33 protein-coding genes and 2 pseudogenes are annotated in these 26,518 nt (G+C 39.1%); 30 read left to right on the top strand and 5 right to left on the bottom strand.

Going from position 1 to position 26,518, the window contains the following annotated elements; translation table 11 throughout:
• Nucleotides 1-86 precede the first annotated feature (86 nt).
• The 12 genes from RE628_RS20175 (at nt 87) to RE628_RS20125 (ending at nt 8,768) form a co-directional block, all read left to right on the top strand.
• Nucleotides 87-1,016, top strand: coding sequence for a 2-oxo acid dehydrogenase subunit E2 (locus RE628_RS20175; RefSeq protein ID WP_309154719.1), 930 nt, complete (start codon nt 87-89; stop codon nt 1,014-1,016).
• 471 nt (nt 1,017-1,487) lie between these two features.
• Nucleotides 1,488-1,949 carry a GNAT family N-acetyltransferase gene (locus tag RE628_RS20170; protein WP_309154718.1) on the top strand — a complete coding sequence of 154 codons (462 nt, stop codon included), beginning with the start codon at nt 1,488-1,490 and terminating at the stop codon, nt 1,947-1,949.
• Between the two features lie 123 nt (nt 1,950-2,072).
• On the top strand, nt 2,073-2,606 hold the full coding sequence (locus RE628_RS20165; protein ID WP_309159514.1) for an NUDIX domain-containing protein: 534 nt from the start codon (nt 2,073-2,075) through the stop codon (nt 2,604-2,606).
• A 46-nt stretch (nt 2,607-2,652) separates the two neighbouring features.
• On the top strand, nt 2,653-3,348 hold the full coding sequence (locus RE628_RS20160) for a class I SAM-dependent methyltransferase (RefSeq protein ID WP_309154717.1): 696 nt from the start codon (nt 2,653-2,655) through the stop codon (nt 3,346-3,348).
• Nucleotides 3,349-3,457: 109 nt separating this feature from the next.
• On the top strand, nt 3,458-4,030 hold the full coding sequence (locus tag RE628_RS20155; RefSeq protein WP_309154716.1) for a class I SAM-dependent methyltransferase: 573 nt from the start codon (nt 3,458-3,460) through the stop codon (nt 4,028-4,030).
• A 463-nt stretch (nt 4,031-4,493) separates the two neighbouring features.
• Nucleotides 4,494-4,970, top strand: coding sequence for an NUDIX hydrolase (locus RE628_RS20150; RefSeq protein ID WP_309154715.1), 477 nt, complete (start codon nt 4,494-4,496; stop codon nt 4,968-4,970).
• A 120-nt stretch (nt 4,971-5,090) separates the two neighbouring features.
• Nucleotides 5,091-5,876 carry a P-loop NTPase family protein gene (locus RE628_RS20145; protein WP_309154714.1) on the top strand — a complete coding sequence of 262 codons (786 nt, stop codon included), beginning with the start codon at nt 5,091-5,093 and terminating at the stop codon, nt 5,874-5,876.
• A gap of 59 nt (nt 5,877-5,935) precedes the next feature.
• Complete coding sequence (locus RE628_RS20140; protein WP_309154713.1) at nt 5,936-6,163, top strand: DUF6199 family natural product biosynthesis protein; 228 nt, start codon at nt 5,936-5,938, stop codon at nt 6,161-6,163.
• 461 nt (nt 6,164-6,624) lie between these two features.
• Nucleotides 6,625-7,215, top strand: coding sequence for a DUF2441 domain-containing protein (locus tag RE628_RS20135; protein ID WP_309154712.1), 591 nt, complete (start codon nt 6,625-6,627; stop codon nt 7,213-7,215).
• Between the two features lie 145 nt (nt 7,216-7,360).
• The gene (locus RE628_RS29730; protein ID WP_375143129.1) at nt 7,361-7,489 is read left to right on the top strand and encodes a DUF6199 family natural product biosynthesis protein; all 129 of its coding nucleotides are present in this window, start codon (nt 7,361-7,363) and stop codon (nt 7,487-7,489) included.
• Nucleotides 7,490-7,668: 179 nt separating this feature from the next.
• A complete protein-coding gene (locus RE628_RS20130; protein ID WP_309159513.1) occupies nt 7,669-8,046 on the top strand; it encodes a DUF1569 domain-containing protein in 378 nt (125 codons plus the stop codon).
• A gap of 104 nt (nt 8,047-8,150) precedes the next feature.
• Nucleotides 8,151-8,768, top strand: coding sequence for a class I SAM-dependent methyltransferase (locus RE628_RS20125; RefSeq protein ID WP_309154711.1), 618 nt, complete (start codon nt 8,151-8,153; stop codon nt 8,766-8,768).
• A gap of 16 nt (nt 8,769-8,784) precedes the next feature.
• Here RE628_RS20125 and RE628_RS20120 read toward each other — a convergent pair whose 3' ends face one another.
• The gene (locus RE628_RS20120; RefSeq protein WP_309154710.1) at nt 8,785-10,206 is read right to left on the bottom strand and encodes a sulfatase family protein; all 1,422 of its coding nucleotides are present in this window, start codon (nt 10,204-10,206) and stop codon (nt 8,785-8,787) included.
• 201 nt (nt 10,207-10,407) lie between these two features.
• Between RE628_RS20120 and RE628_RS20115 the strand changes: the two genes are divergently transcribed.
• The 3 genes from RE628_RS20115 (at nt 10,408) to RE628_RS20105 (ending at nt 12,539) form a co-directional block, all read left to right on the top strand.
• Nucleotides 10,408-11,208 (top strand): helix-turn-helix domain-containing protein, encoded by an 801-nt coding sequence (locus RE628_RS20115; RefSeq protein WP_309154709.1) that lies wholly within the window; start codon nt 10,408-10,410, stop codon nt 11,206-11,208.
• Between the two features lie 368 nt (nt 11,209-11,576).
• Complete coding sequence (locus RE628_RS20110; RefSeq protein ID WP_309154708.1) at nt 11,577-11,954, top strand: hypothetical protein; 378 nt, start codon at nt 11,577-11,579, stop codon at nt 11,952-11,954.
• 120 nt (nt 11,955-12,074) lie between these two features.
• Entirely contained in the window at nt 12,075-12,539 is a 465-nt protein-coding gene (locus RE628_RS20105) for a hypothetical protein (RefSeq protein ID WP_309154707.1), read from the top strand.
• A gap of 553 nt (nt 12,540-13,092) precedes the next feature.
• Here the strand turns inward: RE628_RS20105 and RE628_RS20100 are convergent.
• Entirely contained in the window at nt 13,093-13,284 is a 192-nt protein-coding gene (locus RE628_RS20100) for a hypothetical protein (RefSeq protein WP_309154706.1), read from the bottom strand.
• 376 nt (nt 13,285-13,660) lie between these two features.
• Between RE628_RS20100 and RE628_RS20095 the strand changes: the two are divergent.
• The 15 genes and pseudogenes from RE628_RS20095 (at nt 13,661) to RE628_RS20025 (ending at nt 22,295) form a co-directional block, all read left to right on the top strand.
• Nucleotides 13,661-14,822, top strand: a pseudogene (locus tag RE628_RS20095) (amino acid deaminase/aldolase).
• Nucleotides 14,791-16,140 (top strand): D-arabinono-1,4-lactone oxidase, encoded by a 1,350-nt coding sequence (locus RE628_RS20090; protein ID WP_309154705.1) that lies wholly within the window; start codon nt 14,791-14,793, stop codon nt 16,138-16,140. The pseudogene RE628_RS20095 and the gene RE628_RS20090 overlap by 32 nt, the downstream one beginning before the upstream one ends.
• Nucleotides 16,141-16,290: 150 nt before the next feature.
• Entirely contained in the window at nt 16,291-16,827 is a 537-nt protein-coding gene (locus RE628_RS20085; RefSeq protein WP_309154704.1) for a hypothetical protein, read from the top strand.
• A 116-nt stretch (nt 16,828-16,943) separates the two neighbouring features.
• Nucleotides 16,944-17,528, top strand: a complete 585-nt coding sequence (locus RE628_RS20080) for a DJ-1/PfpI family protein (RefSeq protein ID WP_309154703.1) — start codon at nt 16,944-16,946, stop codon at nt 17,526-17,528.
• 9 nt (nt 17,529-17,537) lie between these two features.
• Complete coding sequence (locus RE628_RS20075; protein WP_309154702.1) at nt 17,538-18,083, top strand: histidine phosphatase family protein; 546 nt, start codon at nt 17,538-17,540, stop codon at nt 18,081-18,083.
• Nucleotides 18,084-18,173: 90 nt separating this feature from the next.
• Nucleotides 18,174-18,464 (top strand): hypothetical protein, encoded by a 291-nt coding sequence (locus tag RE628_RS20070; RefSeq protein WP_309154701.1) that lies wholly within the window; start codon nt 18,174-18,176, stop codon nt 18,462-18,464.
• 118 nt (nt 18,465-18,582) lie between these two features.
• Nucleotides 18,583-19,041, top strand: coding sequence for an NUDIX domain-containing protein (locus RE628_RS20065; protein WP_309154700.1), 459 nt, complete (start codon nt 18,583-18,585; stop codon nt 19,039-19,041).
• 37 nt (nt 19,042-19,078) lie between these two features.
• Nucleotides 19,079-19,482: pseudogene (locus RE628_RS20060) on the top strand (GNAT family N-acetyltransferase).
• 134 nt (nt 19,483-19,616) lie between these two features.
• Nucleotides 19,617-20,027 (top strand): 3-hydroxyacyl-ACP dehydratase FabZ family protein, encoded by a 411-nt coding sequence (locus RE628_RS20055; RefSeq protein ID WP_309154699.1) that lies wholly within the window; start codon nt 19,617-19,619, stop codon nt 20,025-20,027.
• 82 nt (nt 20,028-20,109) lie between these two features.
• Nucleotides 20,110-20,481, top strand: coding sequence for a hypothetical protein (locus RE628_RS20050; RefSeq protein ID WP_309154698.1), 372 nt, complete (start codon nt 20,110-20,112; stop codon nt 20,479-20,481).
• A 59-nt stretch (nt 20,482-20,540) separates the two neighbouring features.
• Nucleotides 20,541-20,792 carry a hypothetical protein gene (locus RE628_RS20045; protein ID WP_309154697.1) on the top strand — a complete coding sequence of 84 codons (252 nt, stop codon included), beginning with the start codon at nt 20,541-20,543 and terminating at the stop codon, nt 20,790-20,792.
• Nucleotides 20,793-21,148: 356 nt separating this feature from the next.
• On the top strand, nt 21,149-21,409 hold the full coding sequence (locus RE628_RS20040; protein WP_309154696.1) for an SRPBCC domain-containing protein: 261 nt from the start codon (nt 21,149-21,151) through the stop codon (nt 21,407-21,409).
• Nucleotides 21,410-21,418: 9 nt separating this feature from the next.
• A complete protein-coding gene (locus RE628_RS20035) occupies nt 21,419-21,667 on the top strand; it encodes a YrdB family protein (RefSeq protein ID WP_309159512.1) in 249 nt (82 codons plus the stop codon).
• Complete coding sequence (locus RE628_RS20030; protein WP_309154695.1) at nt 21,651-21,965, top strand: hypothetical protein; 315 nt, start codon at nt 21,651-21,653, stop codon at nt 21,963-21,965. The genes RE628_RS20035 and RE628_RS20030 overlap by 17 nt, the downstream gene beginning before the upstream one ends.
• 60 nt (nt 21,966-22,025) lie before the next feature.
• Complete coding sequence (locus RE628_RS20025; RefSeq protein ID WP_309154694.1) at nt 22,026-22,295, top strand: hypothetical protein; 270 nt, start codon at nt 22,026-22,028, stop codon at nt 22,293-22,295.
• A gap of 259 nt (nt 22,296-22,554) precedes the next feature.
• Here RE628_RS20025 and RE628_RS20020 read toward each other — a convergent pair whose 3' ends face one another.
• From RE628_RS20020 to RE628_RS20010, 3 genes are all read right to left on the bottom strand, one after another.
• Nucleotides 22,555-22,677: a YjcZ family sporulation protein gene (locus RE628_RS20020; RefSeq protein WP_309154693.1), complete on the bottom strand. Its 123-nt coding sequence runs from the start codon at nt 22,675-22,677 to the stop codon at nt 22,555-22,557.
• A gap of 109 nt (nt 22,678-22,786) precedes the next feature.
• The gene (locus RE628_RS20015) at nt 22,787-24,721 is read right to left on the bottom strand and encodes a TOMM precursor leader peptide-binding protein (protein ID WP_309154692.1); all 1,935 of its coding nucleotides are present in this window, start codon (nt 24,719-24,721) and stop codon (nt 22,787-22,789) included.
• Entirely contained in the window at nt 24,718-26,259 is a 1,542-nt protein-coding gene (locus RE628_RS20010) for a hypothetical protein (RefSeq protein ID WP_309154691.1), read from the bottom strand. The genes RE628_RS20015 and RE628_RS20010 overlap by 4 nt, the downstream gene beginning before the upstream one ends.
• Nucleotides 26,260-26,518: the final 259 nt, after the last annotated feature.

Below are 26,518 nucleotides of genomic sequence, written 5' to 3'. Positions count from 1 at the left end.
GGAGTGTCTTTCCTAATTCAGAATATTTTTAACGGGATTGATACATTTTTAACTACTTATAGTGAGAAAAAGAAAAGGAGAAGATTATGGATTTATATAATATTGATGTAAAAGAAACCAACAGGTTTGACCTACAAAGAAGGGCAGTTTCGTATATGACATCAGAATCGTGGCAAAATGTGCCGCATGTAACATATGTATACGAACCTGATATTACGGACTTTTACGAAGAATTCAAAACACTCTCAAAAACGAGACGCGACTCTGGTTATAAAATTTCAGTGAATACAATTATGATGAAAGTAATTACAGAAGGATTATTAGCTGCACCAAATTTAAACTCATATATTGAATATGATCATACGAAAACAGAGGGTATGACACATATTTTAGGGAAGATTAATATGTCAATCCCTTGGAGTTTACCCGATGGTAGAATGATTACTCCAACTATCCCTAGTATTGAAAAAATGTCGTTAAATGATATTTCGAACTATATTGCAGAGTTGACAAAAAGAATTGAAAAAACCGATATAAATGAAATGTTATATCAAGCTGTATTTACTGATTCCGTAAATGAATTGAAGAATTTCAACCTTGGCATTTTAAGAAGGATTTTAGCGGCAAAGGTTAGTAAATATAGTATCAAAGGGCTGGAAGGGAAAGAAAAAGAAGATTATTACAAAATACCAGAGGATGAACGCTTGACGGAAAAAGATATAATGTCTGGAACCGTTACGGTTTCAAATATTGGTTCTTTGTATAAAGAACAAAGAGGTTTCTTTGGATTACTTGAAATTATACCTCCTCAAGTTTTCGCAGTTGGACTAAGTTCTATCCAGGAAAAACCGGGGGTGTTTTTGCATCAAAATGGGAACAAGGAAATCGGTATTAGAAAAATACTACCAATGAGCTTAGCCTTTGACCATAGGGCGGTTGATTTTAGTGCAATTATCCCTTTCTTAAAGAGAATTGATGAAATATTTGTTGAACCAGAAATTATTCATAAGTGGTAAGTTGAATTCATAACTTATTAGTTTTTTATGGAAGAATGCTTATCTCAGATGTATAATCATGGAAGAAGCTCAGGCATGAAACGCCCCCTCCGGGTAATTCCTTCAGGTTTAACCTATAAGATCCGGAATGAAGAATATAAACATAATGGAACAGTTTTAATATAGGGAAAAGTAAACGAACAATGATAGCTGAAGATATAAGAAGTGCAATGGAATATATAAACCAGGACATTTTGTAGGTCTTTCGAGGAAGGCATTTGGGAAATGCTCCAAGAAAAATCCGCGCATAACATAATATTCCTGTATCGGGTTACATTTTCCCTAGGTCTGGCTGGAGTTCTTGGCAGGGGAGCGGGGCAGCCGGACACACCCGACTGTGTCGGGCGTCAGAAATACGGCAACGTTATTTGAAAGAATCGGAACAAGTTACAAAGGTTATGAAGATCCAAATCCATAATAGCAGGAGGCCATATGGATAGTTCAAATATTGTACTACTTCCAATAAGTAAAGAGAATGAGATGGAATGTATTAGTTTAAAGCCTAAAGAAGATCAAATTAATTTAGTTGCATCAAATTCGGATTCATTAGAACACGCAAAGAAAGAGATTACCTCAAGACCATATGGAATATATGCGGATGATAATATGGTAGGCTTTGTTCTATTTGATAACGAAGTATATTCTGACGGGTATTATTGGATTCTTAGATTCATGATTGATCATCGATTTCAGGGAAATGGTTATGGCAAGTCTGCAATCAAGCAAGTTATTGAATTCCTCAAGAAAAGAAATGATTGTAGAGAGATTAGGGTATCACATGTTCCAAGCAATATCGTAGCTAATGCACTATATAAGAGTTGTGGGTTTGAAGAAACAGGGGAGTTTGAAGAGTGTGGGGATCCGATTTTGCGATATAGAATGATTAATACCTAGAAAGCACTCATCGGGGCTATCGCCCCTCGGTTATCAGATGTATAGTCATGGAAGAAGCTTAGACAACAAACGCCCCAGCCTAAGATAGAGCTATCTAAGGATGGGGCGTGTTATTTGACAGGTATGCAACCGATTAAGATCAAAGGACTGAAGCATATGGAACTTCGCCAAATGGCGACTGCCTATATATTTAAAGACGAGAAAGTGCTAATGATTAAGAAATCTAATAGTCGTCTTTACAATTCTGAATTTTGGAGCGGACTGGGAGGTCACCTTGAACCAAATGAATTGAATTGTCCCAGAACAGCATGCCTACGAGAGATCTTTGAGGAATCAGGCATAGAAGAGTCTGAACTATCAGAGTTAAGACTTAGATATATTCTAATACGAATTAAAGAGAATGAAATAAGACAACAATACGTTTATTTTGGTAAGACAACGAAGTATCAGTTGATTACTTCAAATGAAGGAGAAGTCTATTGGCTTGAAATGGGCGAGGTCATGACTAAACATATCTCAAAAATAAACCGAGAAATGCTAGAACATTATATAGTGCATAGAGAAGACCAAGGACTCTATGTAGGTGTAATAACAATTAGTGATCGACAAGAACCAGTGATGCAGTGGTCAGAACTAAGAGATCCAATGATATTTTAGTAACTCACCATAATACTGAAATAAAGCAAAAGGAGCTTAGTAATAAATGGAAACCCAGTTGGGGTTAGTTTCAAAGTCTTACGATAAAGCTATTGATTTTGGGAGGAGGGGGATTGATTTATACGAAGATCTTCCGGAGTATATCACAAATCATCCCGACTACCCTAAATTTCAAAGGCTGAAAATGGAAGGATCTCTTTCCGATAGTGGACGTAAGGAAATCAAGGATTATCTATCGCCAGATACAAATATGAAATTTATTGATCTTGGATGCTGTTTGAACCTAATGTTTAATGGGTATGATAAATGGCTTTCAACATATCATGGGGTTGATATAAGCAGCAAAACCATACAGCTCCTTAATGAGTTTGTTACAAAAAAGAAATTGCCTATTGGATCATTATATTGCGGAAGTATACATGAAACGCCTTTTGAAGATAGTTATTTTGACATTGGCGCGTGTGTCGGCATACTCGAGTATTTTGAAAAAGATTTTGTTAAAGAAGCAATCATAGAAGCTCATCGAATCATAAAACCTTATGGAAAATTTGTTCTTGATATTCCTAACTTTGATAGTCCACTTTTCCGAATTACTATGTTAATTGAGGAGCATTTAGGCAGACCTGATAAATTTAATATGTCATCTCAAGAATTCGATGCTATGCTTCAAGATTACTTTGAAATAGAAAAAAAAGAAAACATAGCCGGTATGATTCAGTATTTCTTGGTACGTAAAAAGTAATTAAAATGGGTTAAGGCTTACATAGAAGAACAGAACATCCTATAACACTCGGGTCTGTGAATACTAGAATGTTATGTGAAAACAACCTGAGAAACAAAGGAATGATTTGATGTTAAATTTAACAGAAGATGAATTAATTGAACCGATTAGATTAATTATTGGAGCATCTTCACAATCTTATGCTGGATGGATTCAAACACAAGAGGATGAATTAAATCTATTATCACGTTCGAACTGGGAACAGAGCTTCCCGTTGGGAAAGGTTAAAGCGATTCTTGCAGAACATGTTTGGGAACACCTTACTTATGAAGAAGGAGTTGAAGCTGCAAGAATATGTTTTGATTTTTTAGAGCATCAAGGATATATTCGTTGCGCAGTTCCAGATGGCTTTTTTCAGAATGAATGGTACCAGGACATTGTAAAGATCGGTGGACCTGGACCCAAAGACCATCCGGCAGCAACTCATAAAATCGTTCATACATATAAGACCTTATCAAGAATGTTTGAAGAAGCAGGATTCAAAGTGAAATTGCTTGAATATTGTGATGAACATGGTCAATTTCATTTCAATCAATGGAATGCAGAACAAGGATTTATTTACAGATCATATCGTTATGATCATAGAAACCAAAACAATGAGCTAGGATTTGTTTCAATAATAGTTGATGCAGTAAAGGAATGATATAGTAGGATTCTGGAGAAGTTAGGTGGCATTACTTAACATTAAAATAAAGAGCAGTTATGCTTAGTAGAAATAAGTAAAAGCAGCCTATCCTCTAACGAGGAACGAATTACTTTTTATATTGAGTTTTTTTGCAGAGCTATCTATTCAGGTACGTATTTGCAGTAAGGTTTTCTGCTGTGACTGTGTAAACATGGGTACCAGTTATTACATTTCTATCTTCCGCCTGGAACGTAATGACCTCGAATACCCTCAGTTGTTACCAAATCTACCCGATTAGGTTGAGAATTGACTGGAATCCGTATAGTGATTTTTGCAATGCGAGATCTTGCTTGTGAGCGACGGATAATAAATGAGTGGCTAAGATAAGAGCTATCTAAGGCTAGGGTGTTTTGTGATATGGGAACATTATTTGAATTATTAGCAAAAATGAAGATCTAACAATACATTAAGAAGGTGTCATATGATTACTTTTGAAAGAAACAATAATAAATTCAATTTCAGGGTAGCTGGTATTGCAATTCATAATAATCGAATACTGTTACATACGACATTAACAGATGATTTTTGGAATCTTCCCGGAGGCCGAGTAGAATTTAACGAATCTACAGATCGAACAATAATACGGGAAATTAAAGAAGAACTAGATATTGATGCTCGAACGAAAGAATTACTTTTTGTGAGGGAGGATTTCTTTGAATACGATGACAAACAATATCATGAGATTGGATTTTATTACTTAATTGATTTTCCCGAAGGGCATGAAGTTATAACGAAAGATGATGAATTTGTTGGAACTGAAGAAGGAAGCAAACTAATTTTTAAATGGTTTCCTTTAGATCAATTGAAAGATATAAATGTATACCCAGAAATATTGAAGACTGAATTATTGAGGTTAAGTGAGAAGAATCAGATCCAACATTATATAAGCTATCAATAGAATTTGAAAACATAAATAAAACTTTTGAAATTATCAAATAAATTAACATGGATGGAAAATTCAATAATGGATTTATTTAATATGATAAAGGTGAGTTGAGTGATAAATAGTAAATTAATTATGTTTGAAGGTATTCCAGGTTCAGGGAAAACAACCACAGCCCAATTGCTTAACAATTACCTTAAAGAAGTCGGAGTAAACACAAAAGTATATGTTGAAGGTAGTGAACATCCGATTGATTTGCCTTTTTATGCTTATCTTACGAAGAACGAATACGATGATTTATTAACAAGGTTCCCTCAACAAGAAGAGTGGATTCAACAAAACTCTATTATTGAAGATGATTATGTCTTATTACCTTATAAAGTACCTGAGCCAAAACCATGGAATGATGAGTTAATTGAATATTTATCTTCCAAAGAACTTTGTTATTCGAATACGGCTACTGTCCCATTTAATATATATAAGAAAGTATTCTGCACACGCTTTGAACAGTATGTTACAAGAATGTTTAATACAGATACAGTAACGATTTTCGAGAGTGTCCTATTTCAACATCAAATTCATGATATCAATAGAATGTATCCTCAAATCACTGAAGATGAGATCATTGAATATATAAGAAACCTCGCAATGATAATTAGTCCGTTAAATCCAGTATTATTCTATATATCGCAAGACAGCGTTGAAGAATCATTGAAACATACGGCTATTGTTCGTTCAAAACCAAAATGGTCAAGTCCTAAAACAATAGAATACTATATAAGACGTAAAAGTTTAGAACTAAGGGCGGTTAAATCCCTACCGTTTGGTTCGTATGTTATGGATAATACAGATAGAAATTGGAATAAGATGTTTGATGATATTAAGAACATTCTATTGATTGCGAATTCAAGGATGTTATGAACTCTGTTATAGGAAATCAGTCCAATACCATAATAGTTGTAATATTGGGGGTTGTTTAGATGATATTCAAAGCCATTATGTTATTTATTTTTGGAGTCGTAAGCGTAGGTGTGGGAATACTTATAATTCTTAAACCAACGATGGGCTGGTATAGTCAACAATGGATGTTCAAAGATGATATGCCTGAACCAAGTGATACTTTCATTTCTATTAGGAAATTCATAGGCATAATTGTCTTAATAGTGGGGTTGTTACTTTTAGCTGGAGGGGTAATGAATACTTTATAAATGGCCTCTTGACTATGATGCAGTAAATGGATTTCAAAGTCCCAAACAACTTAATCAATTTCCAATGTCCCTTAAACAAATCATTCGATGGGCAATAATTTTATATGTATCAACATTTATAGGATTTCTTATCTATCAGATAATCAAGGTTATTATTAAATGACGGAAGAAACGTCATATGTTTGTATCTGGGGGGAGTATCAGATTGGATATCACCTTATTTAAATCAGGTCCTAATGAGGATCGATTATTCACGAAATGCAAATCAAGGCATTTATGCCGTTGTTAGATTATTATCAAGATTATGAAACCAGTCCAGCTAATGAATTAGCTTTTTCACAGATTATTTATATCAACAGCGTATAACATAATGTTCACGCTTCGGGCATTCGTCCTTTGGTTCAGCCCGAGTTAGATGAGGATTCGATGATGCAATTAGTCCACTTGAAAGGAGACCTATTATGAGTGAGAATGAGTTTTACGTTTATCACCTTGTCACCAAGAATATTATGTGGATAGGTCAGGTGATTAACTTTGATAAAAATCAATTCAATACATTATATCGTTTCTTTTTTGAGAGAGAGCAACGGAATTCTAAAGGCGAGGATTTTTTTCAAATAGTACAAGGCCATTATTCAAGTGAAGGCTTAAACTTACATAAAGAGAATGCCGATGTGGTCATGAAATACGCAAATCAAACGATAAGAGCAATTAGAGAAATGATAGTGGAGATGGTCAGACTTCAGGAATATCCTGATTATCCATCAAGATTATCTTGCTTATATGCTGCTAAAAACTATGACGAAATTTTGAAGTGGAAAGAACTGTTTGATTCCTACAATAGGAATGTACTTCAAATTGTTAAACTCCGAGTCAATGGAAGTTCCTTTGAAGGTGATGGAAGTCTTTTACCTAAGGAAGATGGGGCTTCTATCTCACAGAAAGTAGAGCAAGCAAGAGAATATTGGAGTGGAAATCTAAGAGGTGACCTTCCTGAGCTTTTGGTTAATGGGAAAGTGGAAGTTGTAGAAATAATTAATGACTATTCATGAATACAGCTCGAAGGAAATAGAATTGAAAATAACATCGCATACATATTCATCGAAGGAGAGAAACGAAATGAAATTCATTCTCTTAGAACTAATTGGACTATTGTGCGGTTTATTAATGACAATTAGACCGGATATTATCTGAAAGATAAATGAGAGTTGGAAGTCAAATGATGCAATTGAGCCATCCGATTTATATCTACTAATTACTCGGATTGGTGGAATATGCTTGCTAGTTATTGGGGTTTTCACTGGATTTATCGTTATACTCAATTAAACAGATAAGGCAAAGACATGTATTGAAGATAAAAACTTGAAAGTAAATGAAACGTTGATCTCAAAAGCATTGCCAAAGGAATCTCAGGACTATTTTTACAATGGATTGGTGCTTCATTTTTTCAAACAACACAAATGGCTGGCGACTTTGTTGCTTTAAGTCGGTGGGACATTGTGAACATGGGAACGTTAAGTAAAATGGATGTTGCACAAATGCTAGCTCATTGCTCATCTTTTCAGGATATAGCAATGGGAAACGCCACTTCTCCAAGAAGTTGGATAGGAATATTAATAGGAAGGTTTGTAAAACCCATAATTTATAACGATAAGCCAACTCCTAAGAATATGTCCACGCTTCCAACACTAATAATTGCAGATAAAAAAGAATTTGAAAAAGAAAAAGAAATACTGAAACAAAAAATAATTATATTTCAAAGTAACGGTCCTGAAAAGTGCACAACACATCCACATCCATTTTTCGGTAAACTCACTTCTGAAGAGTGGGGGAAATGCGTTTACAAGCACTTAGACCATCATTTAAAACAGTTTAACGTTTAGCTAGATTTGAACCAACTAGAACTAAGGAGTCTGCAATAAGGATTGCAGGCTTTTTTTGTAAGAATTTATGAAACACCGAAATAAATTTGAAAAGAGGGGAAACTGTGAAAAACAAAAGTAAAGAAGAAGAAATCAAGAAATTTGATTTGTTGGCATCAGATTGGGATCAGAAGATTCCTGAAAAATCAATTGAATATGCTGACCAATTGGTAAAGAGACTTAATATTACAAATGAACATTCATTACTTGATGTAGCAGCAGGAACTGGAATAATTTACTCAAGACTCCAATGTATCGATGTATATCCCCAAAGATACGTAGCAGTAGATATCTCGAATAATATGTTAAAGGAACTAAAGGCAAAATATCTAAATGCAGAAACATGTTGTGCTGATTTCGAAGAAGAATTTAGTATGAATTATTGGTTCGATTTTGTGATTATCTTCAATGGTATTCCGCACTTTGACAATATAAACATGGTATTTCTGAATGTATACAACAATTTAAAGAATAACGGTAAGCTGATAATTGTACATGCACGAACAAGACATGAATTAGAAGAACATCATAAAAGAATAGGTTATGTCGGTAAAATCGATCCAATCCCCAATGATGATAAGCTGATTGAATTATCCCAAAAGTATCAATTTAGGAATGTCTGTATAGAAGATGAAAAATACTTTTGTTACATTGGAGAGAGAACCCTTCATTCAATTGAATGAAGGGTTCTTCTATTGTCTAATTTACGTCCAACTCGTATCGTTCATCCATCACTTCAGCCTGAAGCCGATGGAGTTCATCCTTCAACGTTTTGACGACTTCCGCGTAATCCGGGTTGGCGTAGACATTATTCAGTTCTGCCGGGTCATGCTCCAAATCGAATAGTTCCCACTCCGGCTGGTTCGTCTCGTCGAGCGTTCCCGGTAGCCCTAACCCATCCGCATAATAATAGATGAGCTTATATCGATATGTTCTCAGGCCGTAGTGCGAATAGACGTTATGGTCTATCCGATGCATCCAGTACCGATAATACATGCCCGTACGCCAGTCTGGCGGGTGTTCGCCATTCAGGACGGGACGAAGGCTATAGCCTTGCATGTTGGACGGGATCGGCAAGCCGGCAAAGTCTAGGAACGTTGGCGCAAAATCAACATTTAGGGACATCGTCTCCGTCACCTGACCAGGCTTGATCTCCTGCGGGTATCGTACGATGAACGGCATCCGTAGCGATTCTTCATACATGAACCGTTTGTCATACCAGCCATGATCCCCGAGGAAAAAGCCCTGATCCGACGTATAGATTACGATCGTATTGTCTGCAATCCCCGTATCGTCCAAATAGTCGAGCAGCCGGCCGATGTTCTCATCGATCGATGCGACACAGCGCAAATAATCTTTAATGTATCGCTGGTATTTCCAGCTCTTCGCTTGTTCCGGCGTCAGATGTTCTGGCGTCTCTTCCTTCAGATCGATAAGGGTGAGATCGTGGTCGACCCGCATTGTCGCTTCCGCCGCCGCAGTTGCCCGATTCACATAATCATCATGGAACGTATCTGGCTCGGGGATCATGACGTCATCGTATAGCGTGGCATACTTGGCGCTAGGCTCCCAAGGGCGATGTGGCGCCTTGTGATGGCACATCAGGAAAAACGGTTGGTCTGCATTACGCCGGTTCAACCAATCGATCGATAAGTCGGTAATGACGTCAGTCACATACCCGTCATATACGCGGTCCTCGCCCATTTCAGAGAATGTAGGCTGATGGTATTCCCCTTGTCCCCAATTACCGATCAGTACATTCCAATAATCGAACCCGGTCGGATCATAAATGCCACCTTGTCCTAGATGCCATTTGCCTATCATGCCCGTCTGATAGCCGCCAGTTTGAAGCATTTTGGCGACATGATCCTGCCTGCCGTCGAAGCCCTCATAGAGTGTGCGTACTCCATTGAGATGATTGTATTTGCCAGTCAGAATCGTTGCGCGGCTCGGCGCACAGATGGAATTCGTACAGAAGCAATTATCGAAGCGGATGCCTTCTTCTGCAATCCTGTCGATGTTCGGCGTATGGTTAATGCGGCCGCTATAGCAGCTCATGGCGTGCGCAGCGTGATCATCGCTCATGATGAACAGAATATTCGGCCTTGTCGCATTTTTCATTCGTATCTAGCCTCCCAAGAATAGGTTTGATTTTATTATAGTGAAGTCCAAGAGAGAGCACGATGTACATAATGTCGATCCGATGTATGATACAACTGTAATTTTTATGTATTTTATCGATGTGCTTGATTGTATTCATTGCACGTTACGCATTGGATTGCTATGCTGTAGTTAATTCAAATAGACGAAGAAGGCGAATTAATGTTCAACATTGTAGCGGTACATTATGACGATAGCATTCCAGATTGGCACACGGTCGAAGAAGCGATCCCTTATCATGTCATGGCGCTGATGGTGGACGGTACCGCGCAATATTCGATCGACGGCGTATCGCATCGGGTGGAAGCGGGCGAGATGTTATTCATCCCGAGAGGTACAGTTAGGTCTAGTAGCAATACGGAGTCGACACATCGTAAATACACCGTTCTGTTTAATCTCGAAGATGAGAATTGTGGGCAAGGCCAGCAGTTGCTTCATCCCAATTTTCTACGAATGAATATAAGTCATTATGAGTATGTCTTAAAAAGATTCAATCGACTGTTCCAGGTTCGATGGGAGGCGGGGCCTTATTCTGATGTGATTTGTCTCGGCATTCTGATCGAGCTACTCGGAATCGCGAAGCGGGGGCCGGTGAGCCCTGCAATTGAGCCGATTAAGTTCTATCTGGCCAGGCAAGTCCAACAAGAGCTAAAGCGGCGTTATCGCGATACGATCCATATTCAAGATCTTGCGGCCCAGATTGGTCGGTCGCCGAATTATACGATTGCCATGTTCAAGAAAGCGATCGGCTTGACGCCAATCGACTATGTACATCAGCTGCGCGTGCAAGAAGCCAGCAGCCTGCTGCTCGAATCGAACATGACGGTGACGGAAATCTCGGAGTATCTCGGGTTCTACGATACGTCGCATTTCTATCGAGTGTTTAAAAAAATAATGAAGGAGTCGCCATCGGCTTACATCGTGACCCGTAAGGGAAAGGTAAATGCTAGCGAAGATAGGTAGAGTGTTATGCTTAGGAGGAAAGGGAGTAATTGGAAGGATTGCTGAAATATTTAGCGAATATACATTTCATGGTGGTATCAGACGAAGTTCGTTCGGGCGTAAGATATAGGATTGTCAATGAGAGGGTGGTACAACGCTGTCTTTAGTAAGATCGTCAATCGATTTTATAGAGATCGAAGAAGTAATTGTAAATTCGGCCTGAAGAGATTACAAAGTTGTTTCGACAATAAGCGAGGATCAGAAAGAAATAATTATATATGAGAAGACTATTTGATAATGCAATCAAAGAAGTCAGCGAATTGGACGTCGTGAACACAATGAAGTTATATGAAATCCTTGAAGTTAAATATAAGTAATGAGGTAAACCAATGAGGATATTCATGATTATAGTACTAGCTATAATATTAACTTCGTGCAGTCAACATGAGATGAGTTTTGATGACGTTGTTAAATCACAAGCTCATGCAAAGGAAGCATTTAAAAGAAAAGGTTATATTACTGCAACAGCTTCTAAACAAAACGAACTTGTTAAATTCAGAATAATGGTTATAGATAAGATCACAAATGATAATGCCCGGGAATTAGCTGAAGAATTTATTAACTTAATGGAAACCCAAATTAAAGATAAAGAATTATTTAATAAGAGATATCAAATAACATTTGATATTAAATCGGAGAAGGATGGAAATATATTATTTAATGGCAAGAGAGATAAAGGTACTACGGATATTTGGTGGCAATTCTAAGAAATCAAGGACAGGTGAATAGCTTCTCGAGCTCGTGAATTAGAGAATGTTATATGACAGGGGGAGAGTGCGATTTTAAATAATCTAAAGAATAGAAGAACATTTATTATCCTCATACTTGTGGCAGGGGCATTTTATTTTTTTCTAGGTGATATGAATAATCTCATGAGTAAGACAAAGTTAAATAAAGAGATTCAAGCAAAAAAAATCTCCAGCGCCGAGATGTCCAAAGTACAATATACCAGTAATGGATCGGGTGGTGCATATATCGATTGGATAAAAGTAGAATTAAATCAGAATGAAATTAATAATATTGTAGATTGGATTAATTCTGCATCGGCTTCAGATATTACAGAGTTGAATCAAATACCATCAAACACAAGCATTAGCGCGGGGATTGTTTTTAGATTAAATACCAGAAAAGAAATTAGAATTCAATACGATCTTGAAAATATTTATATAACAAGAACGGATATAAGGTTTGGCCGAGTCATCTATATAATCAATCAAGAAAATTTAAAGGATTTCTTTGATAAACAACTTAAAGGTTTTTATTTTGGAGAAGACAAGGTAAAGATACCTTGAAGGTAACTCAAGATGTAATCGGAAATCAGAATTGAATATTTTTGAGGGGATACGATGAGGAAAATTATATGGATAATTAGTTGTCTTATTATTGTTCCAGTTATGTATTTCTTAATTAACTATCTTAGACCACATAAAATCGACGTGGAATATAATGGAGTAATATATGTAAATGAATCTAAGTTCGAGAAGAATACACTAATCAATATCCACGGAGATCTATATAAAAATCTTTTTGGTAGGAATGTATTTATTGGCGAATTGATTTTAGATAGAGATGTAAAGCGTGATATTAAATTGGATCAAGAAAATAACAAATATTTTGGATTATTAACATCCATTGAAAGTGAATTTAGAACTGTAAAAACTATAGGTTCAGTCTTGATTTCAATAACTTCGACAGAGTATGGATTAAATCAGATGAAGTGAACTCAAAATATGACATAGTTGAAGGTTATAAATCGGGCCCTGCAAATACAATTAATGAAGCGAATGATATCGCTAGAAGTTTTGTAGAGAATACTAAGTGAGGATTGAATGCATATCGGTACTTTTAATATCTGATCTTATGCATTATCCATAAAAATAAAAAAAATACGCCAAGGACCATAATTCCTGCTATTAATGTACTGCTCAGTTTCCAGAAAAAACTATCCCTAGGTTTCTCTAATAGCTCTATTTGCGTTTCTTCTAATCTTTTCTTTGCTATATCTTCCTCAACTGAATCTAGACTTTTCGGGAACATGATTCACACCCCCTAGTTTAAAGTATATTTGACTATTTTATCATAGATTTCACTATCTTTAATGTTCTTTGAATTTTTTCGTAAATTAAGAAGTACAGGCTACTTAGTATATCTAGCCCCTGAACTAGCGTAGCTGAGACAGACCCTTGGTTGTCCAGATATAATCATGGAATAAGCTCAGACAACAAACGACCCAGCCTAAGATAAGAGGTATCTAAGGCTGGGTTGTTTGTATATAAAATACATAAGAAAATATGGGTTATCTCTCTATTGTTAGAATATTAATAATACAAGAAATCTTGTATCTTCCAGACAAAGGAGGTCGAGTTAAGTGCGTGATTATCGTTACTATAAAGAAGTCTGCGCTGGGCTACCGATGCCCTTTGCCTTCGTTGATCTGGACCTGCTGCAGCAGAATATTCAGAGCGTTCTTCATCGGGCGAATGGAAAAAAAGTCCGCATTGCGAGCAAATCGATCCGCTCTGTTGATGTACTGCGGCGCATTCTTCAGGCAAATGCGCAGTTTCAAGGGATCATGTGCTTCACGGTGCCGAAGCACTCCATCTCGCGCAGCACGGATTCACCGACTTGCTGCTAGGCTACCCTGCGACGGACGCACGACTACTCGAGTCCGTCGCTATACATCAGCGTGAAGGGCGCAGCATCACGCTGATGGTTGACTGCGAGACGCATGTCGAGCAGGCGGAAGCGGCAGCAGCCAAGTATGGTGTGAGGCTGCCGCTTTGTGTAGACATTGATATGTCGATCGATGTCCCGGGGCTGCATTTCGGCGTATGGCGCTCGCCAATACGCTCCACAGCAGCGGCGCTCGGTCTCGCCCGGCGCATCGCGCAGTCAAAGCACGTCGTGCTCGACGGCCTCATGGGCTACGAAGCGCAGGTCGCAGGTTTAGGCGACAGCGTACCTGGGCAGGTGATGAAGAACGCGATCGTTCGGCTGCTCAAGCGCCGCTCGATCCGTGAAGCCGCTGCCCGGCGGGCCGAACTGGTCAGGGAGATCGACCGCTTGGGTCTTCCTCCGCTGCGGTTCGTGAATGCAGGTGGCACGGGCAGCCTACATACAAGCAGCATGGAGCCAGCCGTCACCGAGGTTACAGCCGGCTGGGGTTCGATTCGCCCGGCCTGTTCGACCACTACCGGGACTTCACCTTAATGCCCGCCGCAGGGTATGCGATCGAGATCGTGCGTCAGCCCCGTGGCGATCTCTACACTTGCTTAGGCGGTGGATACACGGCTTCAGGTGCTGCAGGCAGTGACAAACTGCCGCGTCCATATCTGCCGAAAGGTACGGCACTTCTTGCGATGGAAGGGGCGGGCGAAGTTCAGACGCCAATCCGCTACAACGGGCTAGAAGAGCTGAAACTCGGCGATCCGATCTTTATGCGTCATAGTAAGGCAGGAGAGTTATGTGAACGATTCGCACATCTCTACTACATTTCGAATGGCAGTATCGTTGGTAAGACAACGACATATCGGGGGACGGACTATGCTTTCTGTAGATTTGAAGGAGCGCAATAAGAAAGAATGGCGTAATTGGTCAGGACTCGTACGCGGATTACCGAGAAGCATTGTATATCCAGCCAGCGTAGAAGAGGTGGTCGGGATTGTTAAGGAATGTGGCGCCGAAGGACGTAAGCTGCGTGTCGTCGGATCCGGACATTCATTTACAAGGCTCGTCCAGACCGATGATGTATTGGTCTCCTTGGATCAATTGCAGGGTATGATTGCTGTTGATTCTGAGAAGGGGATTGCCGAGGTGTGGGGTGGAACAAAGCTGGACCGTCTCGGGGAAGAATTGCATGCCTATGGGGTCGCGCAAGAGAATCTGGGCGATATTAATGCGCAATCCATTGCAGGGGCGATCAGTACAGGAACACATGGGACAGGAGAACGACTCGGGAGCCTTGCAACGCAAGCGGTAGGTTTGACGGTAGTTACAGCGGCAGGGGAAATCCTCGAATGTTCAGCCGAGCAGGATGAAGAACTTTTTCGGGCGATGCAGGTGTCACTAGGGGTGTTCGGAATTATCGTGAAGGTGAAGCTTCGTGTTATACCTTCGTACGCGCTCTGCTATACAAGCAGCAAAATGCCGTTTTCCCAATGCCTTGAGCAGCTCGATCTATTTAAAAAGGAAAACCGTCATTTCGAATTTTATTGGTTCCCTTACACGGATATTGCTCAAATAAAGCTGACCAATAAGACGGATGAGGTCCCCGGAACGCCAAGCCGCTGGAGCTACTGGAAAATCATGCTGATGGAGAATGCGCTATTCTGGTTATTGTCGGAGTGTTGCCGTTTCATTCCTCGCCTTTGTAAACCGATAAGCCGATTATCAGCAACAAGCGTGCCAGATGTGCAGGAAGTGGGATATAGTCACCGCATTTTCGCGACGCCGAGGCTCGTTCGATTTAATGAAATGGAATACAGCGTCCCGGCAGATCGCTTGCGAATGGTACTTGAGGAAATACGCGATGCAGTAGATAAATACCAATTTGCTGTTCATTTTCCAGTCGAATGCCGTTATGTCCAGGGAGACGATATATGGCTTAGTCCGGCGAATGGACGTGATTCTGGCTATATTGCTGTACATATGTACCGTGGGATGGAGTATGCCGACTATTTTGCCAAAGTAGAGGAGATCTGTAGACGGTATGGCGGGAGACCGCACTGGGGCAAGATGCACACGATGCACGCGGAGCAGCTACGTACGGTATATTCGAAGTGGGATGCATTTCTTCACCTTCGTCAAGAGCTTGATCCTTCAGGTGTATTCATGAACCCTTATTTGGTAGAAATGCTGCAACTATCTGATGTTAATCAGAGTTCATTCGTTTAATAATGCATATATGCTGCGGCGCAATTGCCCATTCTGTCATACACGACCCGATCTAAGATAAAAGCTATCTAAGGCTGGGTCGTTTTGTGAATACAAACATTAGATGAAATCTCTGAAGAACAGTAAATAAAAAACAAAGGAACAATACACATGAATTATACTTTGTATCATTATTTTGAAAAGGATATAGGACCATTAAGAAATCTATCTAGTCTTTCAATTGACGAGGCTCTTGATGTTTCACGACAAATCAAACAGGACGGAAAGCTGTTTGCAAGTCAGAGACCTGATGATTATATGCTAATTAGAAGAGATCTCGAGAAGATAGCCAGAGAACAATTCATGGCTAAGGGTGGAAAACCAAAGAACTTTTTTCCGCACTATATGACACTGGGATCTTGCGATTGGTTAAAGACATGGTATATGAATCCTAGTTGGATAACAATTAACTTAGATGAGTTTGATGAAAATACAATTAGTTTCACATATGGTGATCTATTTCCAACGATGAGGTATCAAGATAATAAGCCGTATCGTAGACAGGTATATTCCAAACAAGAGATAGTTAAAGTAATCGATGAATTTAAAATGCCACAGGAATGGAATCGGAATGGAGATAAAGGACCTGAAAGATATATTGAAGTACAGATCTGGGATGATGAAGTGATACAGAGGTATTTTCTGTAAGTTGGTTTCCTCATTAATTATTAGAAGAAACTTTTCTATGAAATATATAAAGTCGATCTTCAATAGAAGAAAGACCATAATTAGCAGATTCTCTTAGAAACAGAGGGGGGATTTCAATGAAAATTGGCTTTGTTGTTTTTAACGGACTCACGTTTTTGGACTTTATTGGATTTTATGATGTGATTTATCGATTGAATATGTTTGAGGAAACCAAAGGAACTACATGGGATATTTGTGGATTATCAGAAGAAATCTCCGATGAATTAGGACTAACCATTAAAGTGGATAAAATCAAACCAGATCTGTCAGAGTATGATTTAGTATTTGTTCCTGGAGGAATGGGGACACGAAAGCTTCGATTTGATGAAGAATTCATCGGGTGGCTGCGCCAAGCCGCTAATGTTGAACATTTGGTATCAGTTTGTACTGGATCACTATTATTAGGTGCAGCAGGGTTCCTGGAGAATAAGAGTGCGACTACACATCCAAATGCATATGAATTATTAGAACCATACTGTAAGGAAGTTATCAAAGCCAGAATTGTTAAAGACGGAAATCTTATTACAGCCGGTGGAGTATCCACATCAATTGATCTTGCATTATATATCGTTGAGCGTTTTGTAAATAAGGAAGCAGTAGATGTAGTTAAGAAACAAATCGATTATCCGTACGAAGTGCAAGGAATTATTGTTATAAAGTGAGTGTATACAATGGAGATAGTATTTATCAGGCATGCACAAGGAGAACACACAATTAATTTACCAAACAGTTTAGACATTCGGCACCCAGCTCTAACGGAAAAAGGTAAAGTACAGGCAAGAAATTTGACAGATATATTTGACTTAAAGCCAACGGATATTATTATTTCAAGTCCAACAAGAAGAACAATTGAAACGACTAATATTTTTACAGAACGACAGAACTTAAAGAAATATATTAGTCCTTTTATTGGTCCAAGAATGTTTCCACAGAATCCAGAATGGATTACATTAGCTTGCGATGAGATCTATAGAAGACAAGACATTGAAGAACTGTATAGAGAATTTGAGATCGTTGATTTTAATGAAGATTTATGGACAACAAAATTCAAGGGATATGTCCATCGATTTATAGAATGGAATAAGACATTGAATTGTAGAATCTATCTAGTGACTCATGATGGAACGATTAATAATTACCGAAAAATAATAGGTGAAGAACATGTAACAAGAGATGATTTTGTAGGTGAAGCAGGGTGGTACAAGATGATTTTGTAAGTGAATATCCGATAACACCGTATCTACGCTGAGTCCCGACAAAGTCTGCAAAGTATACTAAACATTTAAAACATGTAGGGTGGAGAATACATGATTACAGTATTATTCTGGCCTTTTATGATTGCATCAATAATTTGTTCTATCCTGGGAGTGTTGATTAAAAGCCATCAAAGTTTATATGTCTCAGCTATTTTAATAATACCAATGTCTATTTATATAGCTGGGTGGCCAATATTTCTGATTTGGGGATTATTACTCCCGTTATGCTATGTAGGAGCTGCAAAATTAATAAGAAAGAACAAGCGATTGCTTTCGATATTGGCATGTATGCCTGTTTATCTTGTTATTGGGTGGATAGGCTATGTAGTTTTGAGTCAGTAAAATTAAAGAAATAAAATGTGTTCTTCAAAAGCAATTGAAAAATTCGACAAATCTTAAAAGAGAGTTGTTAATGGTTCGATGAAGGCGGATGAATCATTATCAGAGAGGTTAATCAAAGATGAAGATATTAGTAACTGGCGGTGCAATCATTCGAGACGATCAAGATAGGATATTACTACAGAGAAGATCTGATTATGGTAACTGGGGACTTCCTGGTGGCGGAATGAATGCAGGTGAATCTATTGAAGAGACGATGATTCGAGAGATTCATGAGGAAACAGGATTAGTTGTAACAGATCATGAACTTTATTCTGTATATAGTGGTTCACGGATGAAGTATAAGTATCCAGATGGAAATGAAGTTGTATTTGTAATGTTTATATTTAATGTAAAGGCAGACTTAACAGGAAAAATTGATGAAGATAATAAAACACTTATTTATATAGATAAAGAGCAAGAGTCATTACAGTTGGAGTTTAAATCGATAGAAGACATTAATCTTGAAGAAATAAGTACTGTGCAAAGACCTTTAATTGAAGACTTAAAGAATGATATAAAATCCATATTAAGAACATAAGGGAAGATTATTCGATAGTAGATTCAGGAGGCTTATCATGAAAATAGAATTTGCAACAAATGAAGACTATCAATTCATAATTGAAAGAGATAAACATATCAATGAATCACTTGTAGCATCAAAGATTAGAGAGCAGGAGATATTTGTTATCTGGGATCAGGACAAAGAAATTGGATGGATGAGGTATGGTTATTTCTGGGATAACATCCCTTTTATGAATATGATATGGATCGATGAAGAATATGGGGAAGAGGGATCGGTAAAGAAATTGTTCTCCACTGGGAAGAATTAATGAGACAAAGAGGGTTTAATCTAGTAATGACTTCAACCTTGTCAAATGAAGATGCTCAACACTTCTATAGAACGATGGGATATCGTGATGCAGGATGTTTATTATTAGAGGCAGAACCATTGGAAGTAATACTAACAAAAAAATTATGAAATTATTTCAAGTTAGTCGAAGAAGACGCTAACTTCTGATAACATCTTATTGACGCTATGACCTGTTCACTAGTCACTTTAGACTTACGGGTCCGTTCAGAAATTGTTGTAGTTTATAAAAAGGAGTCTCTTTAATGATTAATATTCAAGATATTCTGCCTCATAGGTATCCATTTTTGTTAATTGATAAAGTGCTGGAAGTCGAGAAAAACAAATGGGCGAAGGGATATAAGAATGTTTCGAGTAATGAATGGTATATGAATGAGCGGAACACTATTATTCCAAGTACATTGGTAGTAGAGGCTTTGGCTCAGCTGGGTGCTTTTGCAGTCATTTCAGAAGAGAGTGGTATAGGATTTCTTTCTTCACTTAAAGGAATTGAAGTGATAGGTCAAGCTTATTCGGGAGATCGGATAGACTTATACTATGAGATCATTAAAAATAAGCGTGGATTTGTAGTGGGGAAAGGAGTAGCGTCAGTAGGGGATCAAGTAATTATAAATGCAGAAGAAATCATGATATACGTACAACCCACTATTAATTAACTAGGTGCCATAAGGTGGTGTGATGTCTGAATACAAGAACGTTATCTGATAGATCAGTATGGGCGAAATGAGGGGTAGTTCAATGAAGTTATTTACTTTGGATTGTAACTATATTCAAACTGAAGCAATAGATTCAATTATTGACACACCCTTAGGTCAAGTAACTACATACATTACACATTTGGACAAGGTAGTAGATGATAATATTGCTGAAAGTACGATATGGCTTGAAACTGGAGCTAGGATTACAACTTTCTGTTCTGAGGATTTTGAGGCAGAGTTATTAACATGTAGACCCAATTATTTCATACATCCAGAGCAGCAAATATTAGATTGTTGGGCCTTTTTATGGAGATTTAAAGCTTCAAAGTTTATTCATGAACCAAATTTTATTATCACGTGGAAAGAGAATTATAAATGGGAGGAATCCGGCTATAACGGGGACAATATTTAGAAGCACGTGCTTTTTCAGACAATGATTATGTAGTTACAATAGGTACACAAGATGATGAAGTGCTAGAGACCAGAGCAGTAAAAAATGATTATATTCCGAAGAGATTTATCGATTTGTTTAATGAGTCATTTACTTTAGTATCAGGTTTTAATGAAGGAATACAAGTTCAAATGCCAGATTTAGAGCCCAATGAAGTATGCCAGATTCATTTTATTATCGCCTGGAATACTGAATTTAAAGATGAAGTCGCTACATGGTATGCTGTTGACTGTTTGCCTGAATTTATCATGGAGAACGCTAGGGTTAAATAATGGAACTAATCCTCCAAATAACACCACATGTATCGGGGCTATCGTCCCTTGAATGTAAAATGTATAATTAAGGAAAATATAGCGCACAACAAACGACCCAGCCCTAAGATAAGAGTTATCTATGGCTGGGTCGTTTCGTGAATACAACATCGTTATCAGAAAGACACGCAATTAAACCAATATCCCTAATGATCGGAGGAATTCGAATGCAGAAGATTAGACCCGTTGTTAAGACAGCTTCAACAGGCTTTCAAGTGGGTGTAAGGAGGACATTCCCAATTACTATCTAAGAAGCTTGGGAGCTGATTACGCATAAAGGATTTAATACATGGTTAGGTGAAATCTCTTCTTTTAGTATGGATGTTGGTCAGCAATATATTACTAGTGAAGGAGTTTCAGGAGAAATACGGGTTGTTAATCAATATCAAAATATCAGATTAACCTGGAAAAATGAAAATTGGGTCAAGTCATCAACGCTTCAAATACGAACAATTTCTAATGGTAGTGATAAAACCACTCTTAGTTTTCATCAAGAGAATTTACCAGATATCAATGTCAGAGAAGAGATGAAAATGCGGTGGGAAGAGACATTGAATAGTTTAAGAACATTTATTTAATAATTGTTGATGGCCTGGTTAGGAAGGAAGTATTTCATGCTTAATGTAATAAATCTTACATTACGATTTTTATTAGAATTAATGATATTGTTTTCACTAGGTTATTGGGGATTCCATTTTGATTCTGAAATAATAATTCAGATTGTGTTAGGAATTGGACTGCCACTCATTACTGCAATAATCTGGGGTAAGATAATTTCACCAAAAGCGACGATTAAGTTGCAAATAATAGGAGGGAGATATGATGGGTATGCTTAATCTTGGCAGCTTCGTGCTCGGACTAATTGCTTGGATCCTTCCTATTGTTAATTTCATGCGATATAAAAAATATGAGCATAAGAATTGGGTTGCTCTTTCTATAATGAGCATCGGTTTTTGTACTATTTCGTTATGTCTTCAGATTTTCAATATTTATCATCTTGTAAAGATTGAGGATTGGTCTGCTCTTTTGGACACAACAGGTGCTGTGGTGTTCGCCGCCGCATTTCTTCTCATTGTTACCATCATATTAAATGCAATTACTCTTATTGTATATCGTGAAAGAACAGCAAAGTAGTGGCTAAGAGATATGAACGAAGCAAAGAAAAAATAAACATGTTAGAAAGGAGAATGTAATGTGAAACTGGAACTACCAGTGAGATTGGAGAAACCATTATATCTCTGTGTACTTTTTATATTTATTTCAGGGTTCGATTCACTTGATGCATTAGGATTAGGAATCTGGAGGTATATCATAGAAATAATATCCTTTACAATAGTAATTTGGTTGTTGGGGAAATCTGGACTAACTGAAAAGGAAGTTCCTATTTGGGTAGGGGCTTTTATAATTATATTAGGATTTACCGTTGGAGTCATTCTTGATACTTTTGTTAGGAATCATATTTAAATAGAGGAGAACGATAGCTCCATAAACCAAACCGCCTTATCACCAAGGCGGTTTGGTTTATGGTCAAATATCAACATTAGAATTTAACAAAGCCATAGTATAAAAACTGGAGGCTTCTGCATATTTAAAAAATGAAAAAGCTCAAGTGGGTGTATCCACTCGAGCTTTAACAGGCTAGATAAAAATCCGATAACGTCTATCAAGGACATTACAAGGATTTTCATACATCAACACAGGGCAGGATGTCAATATGTTGTAATTAGAAAATAAATGCGCGAGTAATAATAACCAACAGAATGAATAATACGAGGATTGCGCCTGTATTTGTCCACAAGCCACCACAGCTACAGCTACAGCTTCCGATTCCACCTAGTTCTCCCATCGCGATATTCCTCCCTTCGCCCGTTTATTCTAAATTGTATGAATGAAAACGACTAGGTGATTGGACTCTTATAAAAAAACGGGGAATATTTAAAGAATATTGTCCTTATCTAAGGAAATGGATGTGGATAGGGGTTAAGCTCCTGCTGAGTCAGCCTGTGATTTGCGTATCCTAGCTTCATCGGTACATCCAGGACCCTATCCAGGCCAGTTAGCCGGGTAAGATGATGTCCGAATGTCATGGGTAACATTCCCGGTATGAGCACCTTCACACAATGCAGTCCGTTTCGGAGTGTCTCACTTGAGGACTGGTCAACTACAATGACATCCATTTGAAGACTGTGGAAGATTTGAAGTATTTGTTTTAAATCCTCTGTTAAATCTTCTTGCCACGGCACAGAATGAAACTCTTCGGCGAAAGTACGGATAGGATTCCGTTCGTCTAATAAAAAGTGAAGCCGTTCCTTTGCCTCTGGCAAGCTATAGAGCAAGGAATGATCTTCCATATGCTGTACAAGGAATGGGTCATCAAGCATAGCCTCGGCTTCTAGCCTTCGTTCCTTCAATCTCTTTTCAGCCATCGGGATCATGCCCGCAAGCTCATGTATGGCGCTCTTGGCCGCATGAATCGGATCGAGATGAGCTCCAGCAGCACAGATGAGGTTCACCCTGTCTTGCGCTCCTCCTTTTGCTAGTGCCCATATGCTTGGAATTCCGTTTTCCATCGTGGTATTGTATAAGCTCACTTCATAACCCGTAACCGCTCTTAAACGCCCAATCATCAGGATCAGCTCCAAATCACCCGACGAACTATAGTCAAGCCGTGGAACCTGTAGTCTTGCATACCAGGTCAACAAAAAGGAATCTCGCTCAACCACTTCGAGAATCCCGTATAAAATAGCCTCCTCTAAGCTTCCTCCTACCGCGCAACCGTTGGAGGTTTCATATACAAAGCCCTCTTCTCCGCCCAGACTGTAATAAGCCAACAGTTTGGGCACCAGAATCGGACGTGCTTGTAGCAACGAATATCCCCAGACCCATTCCATTGGAGATTCAGGATCATACGGCATGAAGGGGAAATCAGATTGTTCGTATTGCTCCACTGCATGAAGCCCTACCGTAGACGGGTCCAGCGCAGTAGTCTGAAGATGGGAATAGCTGTCCCGCACAATCGTTCGTTTGCCGCGCGGAGTCACTCCGCAATAACGCTCTAGCCCTTCTAATATTCCCGCGAGCTCGCTATCCGTAAATGAGTGTGAACGACCCCCAGTGATCTCATCGTAAAAACCTAAAGGAAGGTTAATACCGGCACTGGCAAAGACAGAGTCGAGACCCCACTTCATATCATTAAAGATTCCGGTACGACTGTCCCAATAATCTTTGAGTAGAACTTTCTTCAAATCACTCATAGAGCGGCTGCGGTAGCTGTTGCCCTGTTTTAGACATTTCTGTAGTGATATCTCCGCTAATTCAGCAGAATCATAGGGCAGTTGCCCGCAAACCGGGCAAGTTCCAAGTGGCATGACATAATGGATTGTGCAGCTTAAATTATTCAAGTTGATCAAGTAGAGATGTTCTTCCGTATTGGCTCTATCGCCGCGTAGCACCTTATCCGTCTCCGCTGAGATAATATGCGCCATATAACTAGCTCCCGCCGGAGAAATTTGAGCGGTATTATGGGGAATAAAATCATCAGACATGAGTTGCATAAGCAAATCCTCGACTTCTTGGCGATTGCTACCCGCCAACGAAACCCTAGTTTCTGCACATTGGAAGCATCCGGAAGTTCCTGGAACATTCAGCGGCCCAATGATTCCTTCACCCAAGGATACATGGGCACATAACCAAGGAATACCTCGCGGGCGCAGCAGCTTTTCAGCTTCATAATAATAAGTGGAGTTATCCTCATCCTTTAGCATCAATACCAAGTCTACAGCGGGTATATCCTCACTGAGGTCCTTCTTTCGGACAAACGAGATACTGGACAGACGCTTGCACACGGCGTCGGCTAGTATTCCCTCCCCAATAACAGCGACAGTATTCAAAGGGATTCCTCCTCTCCGAGAACTATTCCATATGCTACAAACGGTCCTTTACCCCACAAAGATTCGCTGTTCAGTTCAAACACCTCAAGATGCTTATCGTATTGTTTCAGAGTCTCAATGGCAATTAACATCAAAGAGCTATAGTTTTGAGGATCACCATCAGAAATTGTAATGTCTTGCACTTCATGATTATTCTGAAGGACAGGAGAGAGAGCCGTACGTTCGGATTTACGGAGCGCCTTCTGCAGGGATTGGCGAAGTGCAAGCGTGAGGCTAAGATCTACGCTGCCATACCACGAGGAATTCGAATAGACCCATACAGTCGGAAAACCGAGCAACGGCTCACCTATTGCAATAACAGGTTCTCCTTCTAGGATGGTTAAAGCTTGTAAATAATACAGGCAACGGATGTCTTCAATTTGCGAACATGCTATACGTCGAACAACAGTCGGCTCATCAGATAAAATCCGCTTGCTGAACTCTTTAGTTAAACAAGCCCTAACTCCCCGCAAAGCGGCTTCAGTTATATCGCACCCAACTCCGATGCCGATTCCTTCCTGCTGATGTGGGGGTAGGTCAGCAAACAGCAGCGGGATTAAGCGGGCCATATAGGCTTCTAGTCCTGCCAATCCCGATTCTCGTCGAGCCTCTACATGCGTTAATCCACTACGGACAATGGTTTGCAAAAGATGTGCAGGTTCTTCTGATAAGGGATCTGCAGGTTGAACAAGACACTGTGCCAGTGGTAGTTGGATTAAGTCCCTCTCTTCCCATGCATGAAAAATGCCTGTTACCGTCGAAGTCAATTGGTTGAAGGCAGCAAACCATACCTCTGGACTTACCTGTTCATGACTTTTGCTTATGTTAAATTCTATATCTTTCACCGGACGTGCCGCATCATAGCCTGATACTAAAGGATGAGGTAGAAAAGAATTCCAGCTTCCAGTTAACGTGATAGGGTCAAGTAAAAAGCATTGGTTTCTATGGTCTATTTCATGCTCACCCGTAATCGCTTCATGCCACTCATGAACAATAAGATTCGATAAGATGCCTGCAGTCGCTGTGGAGAAGACCTCAGACGTTTGTGTTTCGGGAAAGACGGACGAATGAATTCGCAGCCATGCCGATTCCCAGTATCCATCCCCGTCAGGATACAGCAGCGGGCCTGCCATTCCCATTCCTCTTATCGCGATAGCAGGGAGCATCTGTTTCCTCTCCGCTATACAAGCATGCTGAACACTCCGAAGCTCCTCCAATTCGCCATGCTCCGAAACATACAAAATAAATTGAAAAGGCCGAACGATCGATCTCCAATCCAGCATCTCATCTTCTTTTGCAGCAATCATATTTAACCTGGTCTCGGTCTCACTGCTTTGAGTATGTTCGTATAGTTCTGTGAGTTTTCCCATGTCTGTTGGTTCCTTATTGGTTACATAAACTGTGAGATTTGATAAACCGGATTCGTACCATGATTCAGCAAGCGAGAGCAAGATTCGGCCGGAACCGATTGCAAGCGCACCTTCCTCCTGAAGTGACATCCTGCACAACTCCTTTCCCAACATTGTGAAACATCAATGAACTATTCAAGCTAGTCAAACCTTATTCTCACGAACGACAAATTTCATTCTAAAGATATATGTGGTCGGCTGTTTTTCTATGACTTACCTATAACGGAGCTTTAAATATTTGTTGAATAAGTGTGTTATGAACTATCACCCCTAGGTTATTGGATGTATAATAATGGAAGATGGTTTGAATGACATGAGCCTGCCTATGATAACTGCTATCATAAGCCAG

This window comes from Paenibacillus sp. D2_2 (assembly GCF_031199965.1).
GTDB lineage: Bacteria > Bacillota > Bacilli > Paenibacillales > Paenibacillaceae > Fontibacillus.
Note: the sequence above shows the minus strand (reverse complement) of the source record. Positions and strands in the feature narration are given on the sequence as shown.

What these genes read in the sequence shown, in the direction of transcription:
- RE628_RS20175 (WP_309154719.1), top strand. Translation starts at nt 87, where the DNA reads ATGGATTTATATAATATTGATGTAAAAGAAACCAACAGGTTTGACCTA.
- RE628_RS20170 (WP_309154718.1), top strand. Translation starts at nt 1,488, where the DNA reads ATGGATAGTTCAAATATTGTACTACTTCCAATAAGTAAAGAGAATGAG.
- RE628_RS20165 (WP_309159514.1), top strand. Translation starts at nt 2,073, where the DNA reads ATGCAACCGATTAAGATCAAAGGACTGAAGCATATGGAACTTCGCCAA.
- RE628_RS20160 (WP_309154717.1), top strand. Translation starts at nt 2,653, where the DNA reads ATGGAAACCCAGTTGGGGTTAGTTTCAAAGTCTTACGATAAAGCTATT.
- RE628_RS20155 (WP_309154716.1), top strand. Translation starts at nt 3,458, where the DNA reads ATGTTAAATTTAACAGAAGATGAATTAATTGAACCGATTAGATTAATT.
- RE628_RS20150 (WP_309154715.1), top strand. Translation starts at nt 4,494, where the DNA reads ATGATTACTTTTGAAAGAAACAATAATAAATTCAATTTCAGGGTAGCT.
- RE628_RS20145 (WP_309154714.1), top strand. Translation starts at nt 5,091, where the DNA reads ATGTTTGAAGGTATTCCAGGTTCAGGGAAAACAACCACAGCCCAATTG.
- RE628_RS20140 (WP_309154713.1), top strand. Translation starts at nt 5,936, where the DNA reads ATGATATTCAAAGCCATTATGTTATTTATTTTTGGAGTCGTAAGCGTA.
- RE628_RS20135 (WP_309154712.1), top strand. Translation starts at nt 6,625, where the DNA reads ATGAGTGAGAATGAGTTTTACGTTTATCACCTTGTCACCAAGAATATT.
- RE628_RS20130 (WP_309159513.1), top strand. Translation starts at nt 7,669, where the DNA reads ATGGGAACGTTAAGTAAAATGGATGTTGCACAAATGCTAGCTCATTGC.
- RE628_RS20120 (WP_309154710.1), bottom strand. Translation starts at nt 10,206, where the DNA reads ATGAAAAATGCGACAAGGCCGAATATTCTGTTCATCATGAGCGATGAT.
- RE628_RS20115 (WP_309154709.1), top strand. Translation starts at nt 10,408, where the DNA reads ATGTTCAACATTGTAGCGGTACATTATGACGATAGCATTCCAGATTGG.
- RE628_RS20110 (WP_309154708.1), top strand. Translation starts at nt 11,577, where the DNA reads ATGAGGATATTCATGATTATAGTACTAGCTATAATATTAACTTCGTGC.
- RE628_RS20100 (WP_309154706.1), bottom strand. Translation starts at nt 13,284, where the DNA reads ATGTTCCCGAAAAGTCTAGATTCAGTTGAGGAAGATATAGCAAAGAAA.
- RE628_RS20090 (WP_309154705.1), top strand. Translation starts at nt 14,791, where the DNA reads ATGCTTTCTGTAGATTTGAAGGAGCGCAATAAGAAAGAATGGCGTAAT.
- RE628_RS20085 (WP_309154704.1), top strand. Translation starts at nt 16,291, where the DNA reads ATGAATTATACTTTGTATCATTATTTTGAAAAGGATATAGGACCATTA.
- RE628_RS20080 (WP_309154703.1), top strand. Translation starts at nt 16,944, where the DNA reads ATGAAAATTGGCTTTGTTGTTTTTAACGGACTCACGTTTTTGGACTTT.
- RE628_RS20075 (WP_309154702.1), top strand. Translation starts at nt 17,538, where the DNA reads ATGGAGATAGTATTTATCAGGCATGCACAAGGAGAACACACAATTAAT.
- RE628_RS20070 (WP_309154701.1), top strand. Translation starts at nt 18,174, where the DNA reads ATGATTACAGTATTATTCTGGCCTTTTATGATTGCATCAATAATTTGT.
- RE628_RS20065 (WP_309154700.1), top strand. Translation starts at nt 18,583, where the DNA reads ATGAAGATATTAGTAACTGGCGGTGCAATCATTCGAGACGATCAAGAT.
- RE628_RS20055 (WP_309154699.1), top strand. Translation starts at nt 19,617, where the DNA reads ATGATTAATATTCAAGATATTCTGCCTCATAGGTATCCATTTTTGTTA.
- RE628_RS20050 (WP_309154698.1), top strand. Translation starts at nt 20,110, where the DNA reads ATGAAGTTATTTACTTTGGATTGTAACTATATTCAAACTGAAGCAATA.
- RE628_RS20040 (WP_309154696.1), top strand. Translation starts at nt 21,149, where the DNA reads ATGGATGTTGGTCAGCAATATATTACTAGTGAAGGAGTTTCAGGAGAA.
- RE628_RS20035 (WP_309159512.1), top strand. Translation starts at nt 21,419, where the DNA reads ATGGCCTGGTTAGGAAGGAAGTATTTCATGCTTAATGTAATAAATCTT.
- RE628_RS20030 (WP_309154695.1), top strand. Translation starts at nt 21,651, where the DNA reads ATGATGGGTATGCTTAATCTTGGCAGCTTCGTGCTCGGACTAATTGCT.
- RE628_RS20020 (WP_309154693.1), bottom strand. Translation starts at nt 22,677, where the DNA reads ATGGGAGAACTAGGTGGAATCGGAAGCTGTAGCTGTAGCTGTGGTGGC.
- RE628_RS20010 (WP_309154691.1), bottom strand. Translation starts at nt 26,259, where the DNA reads ATGTCACTTCAGGAGGAAGGTGCGCTTGCAATCGGTTCCGGCCGAATC.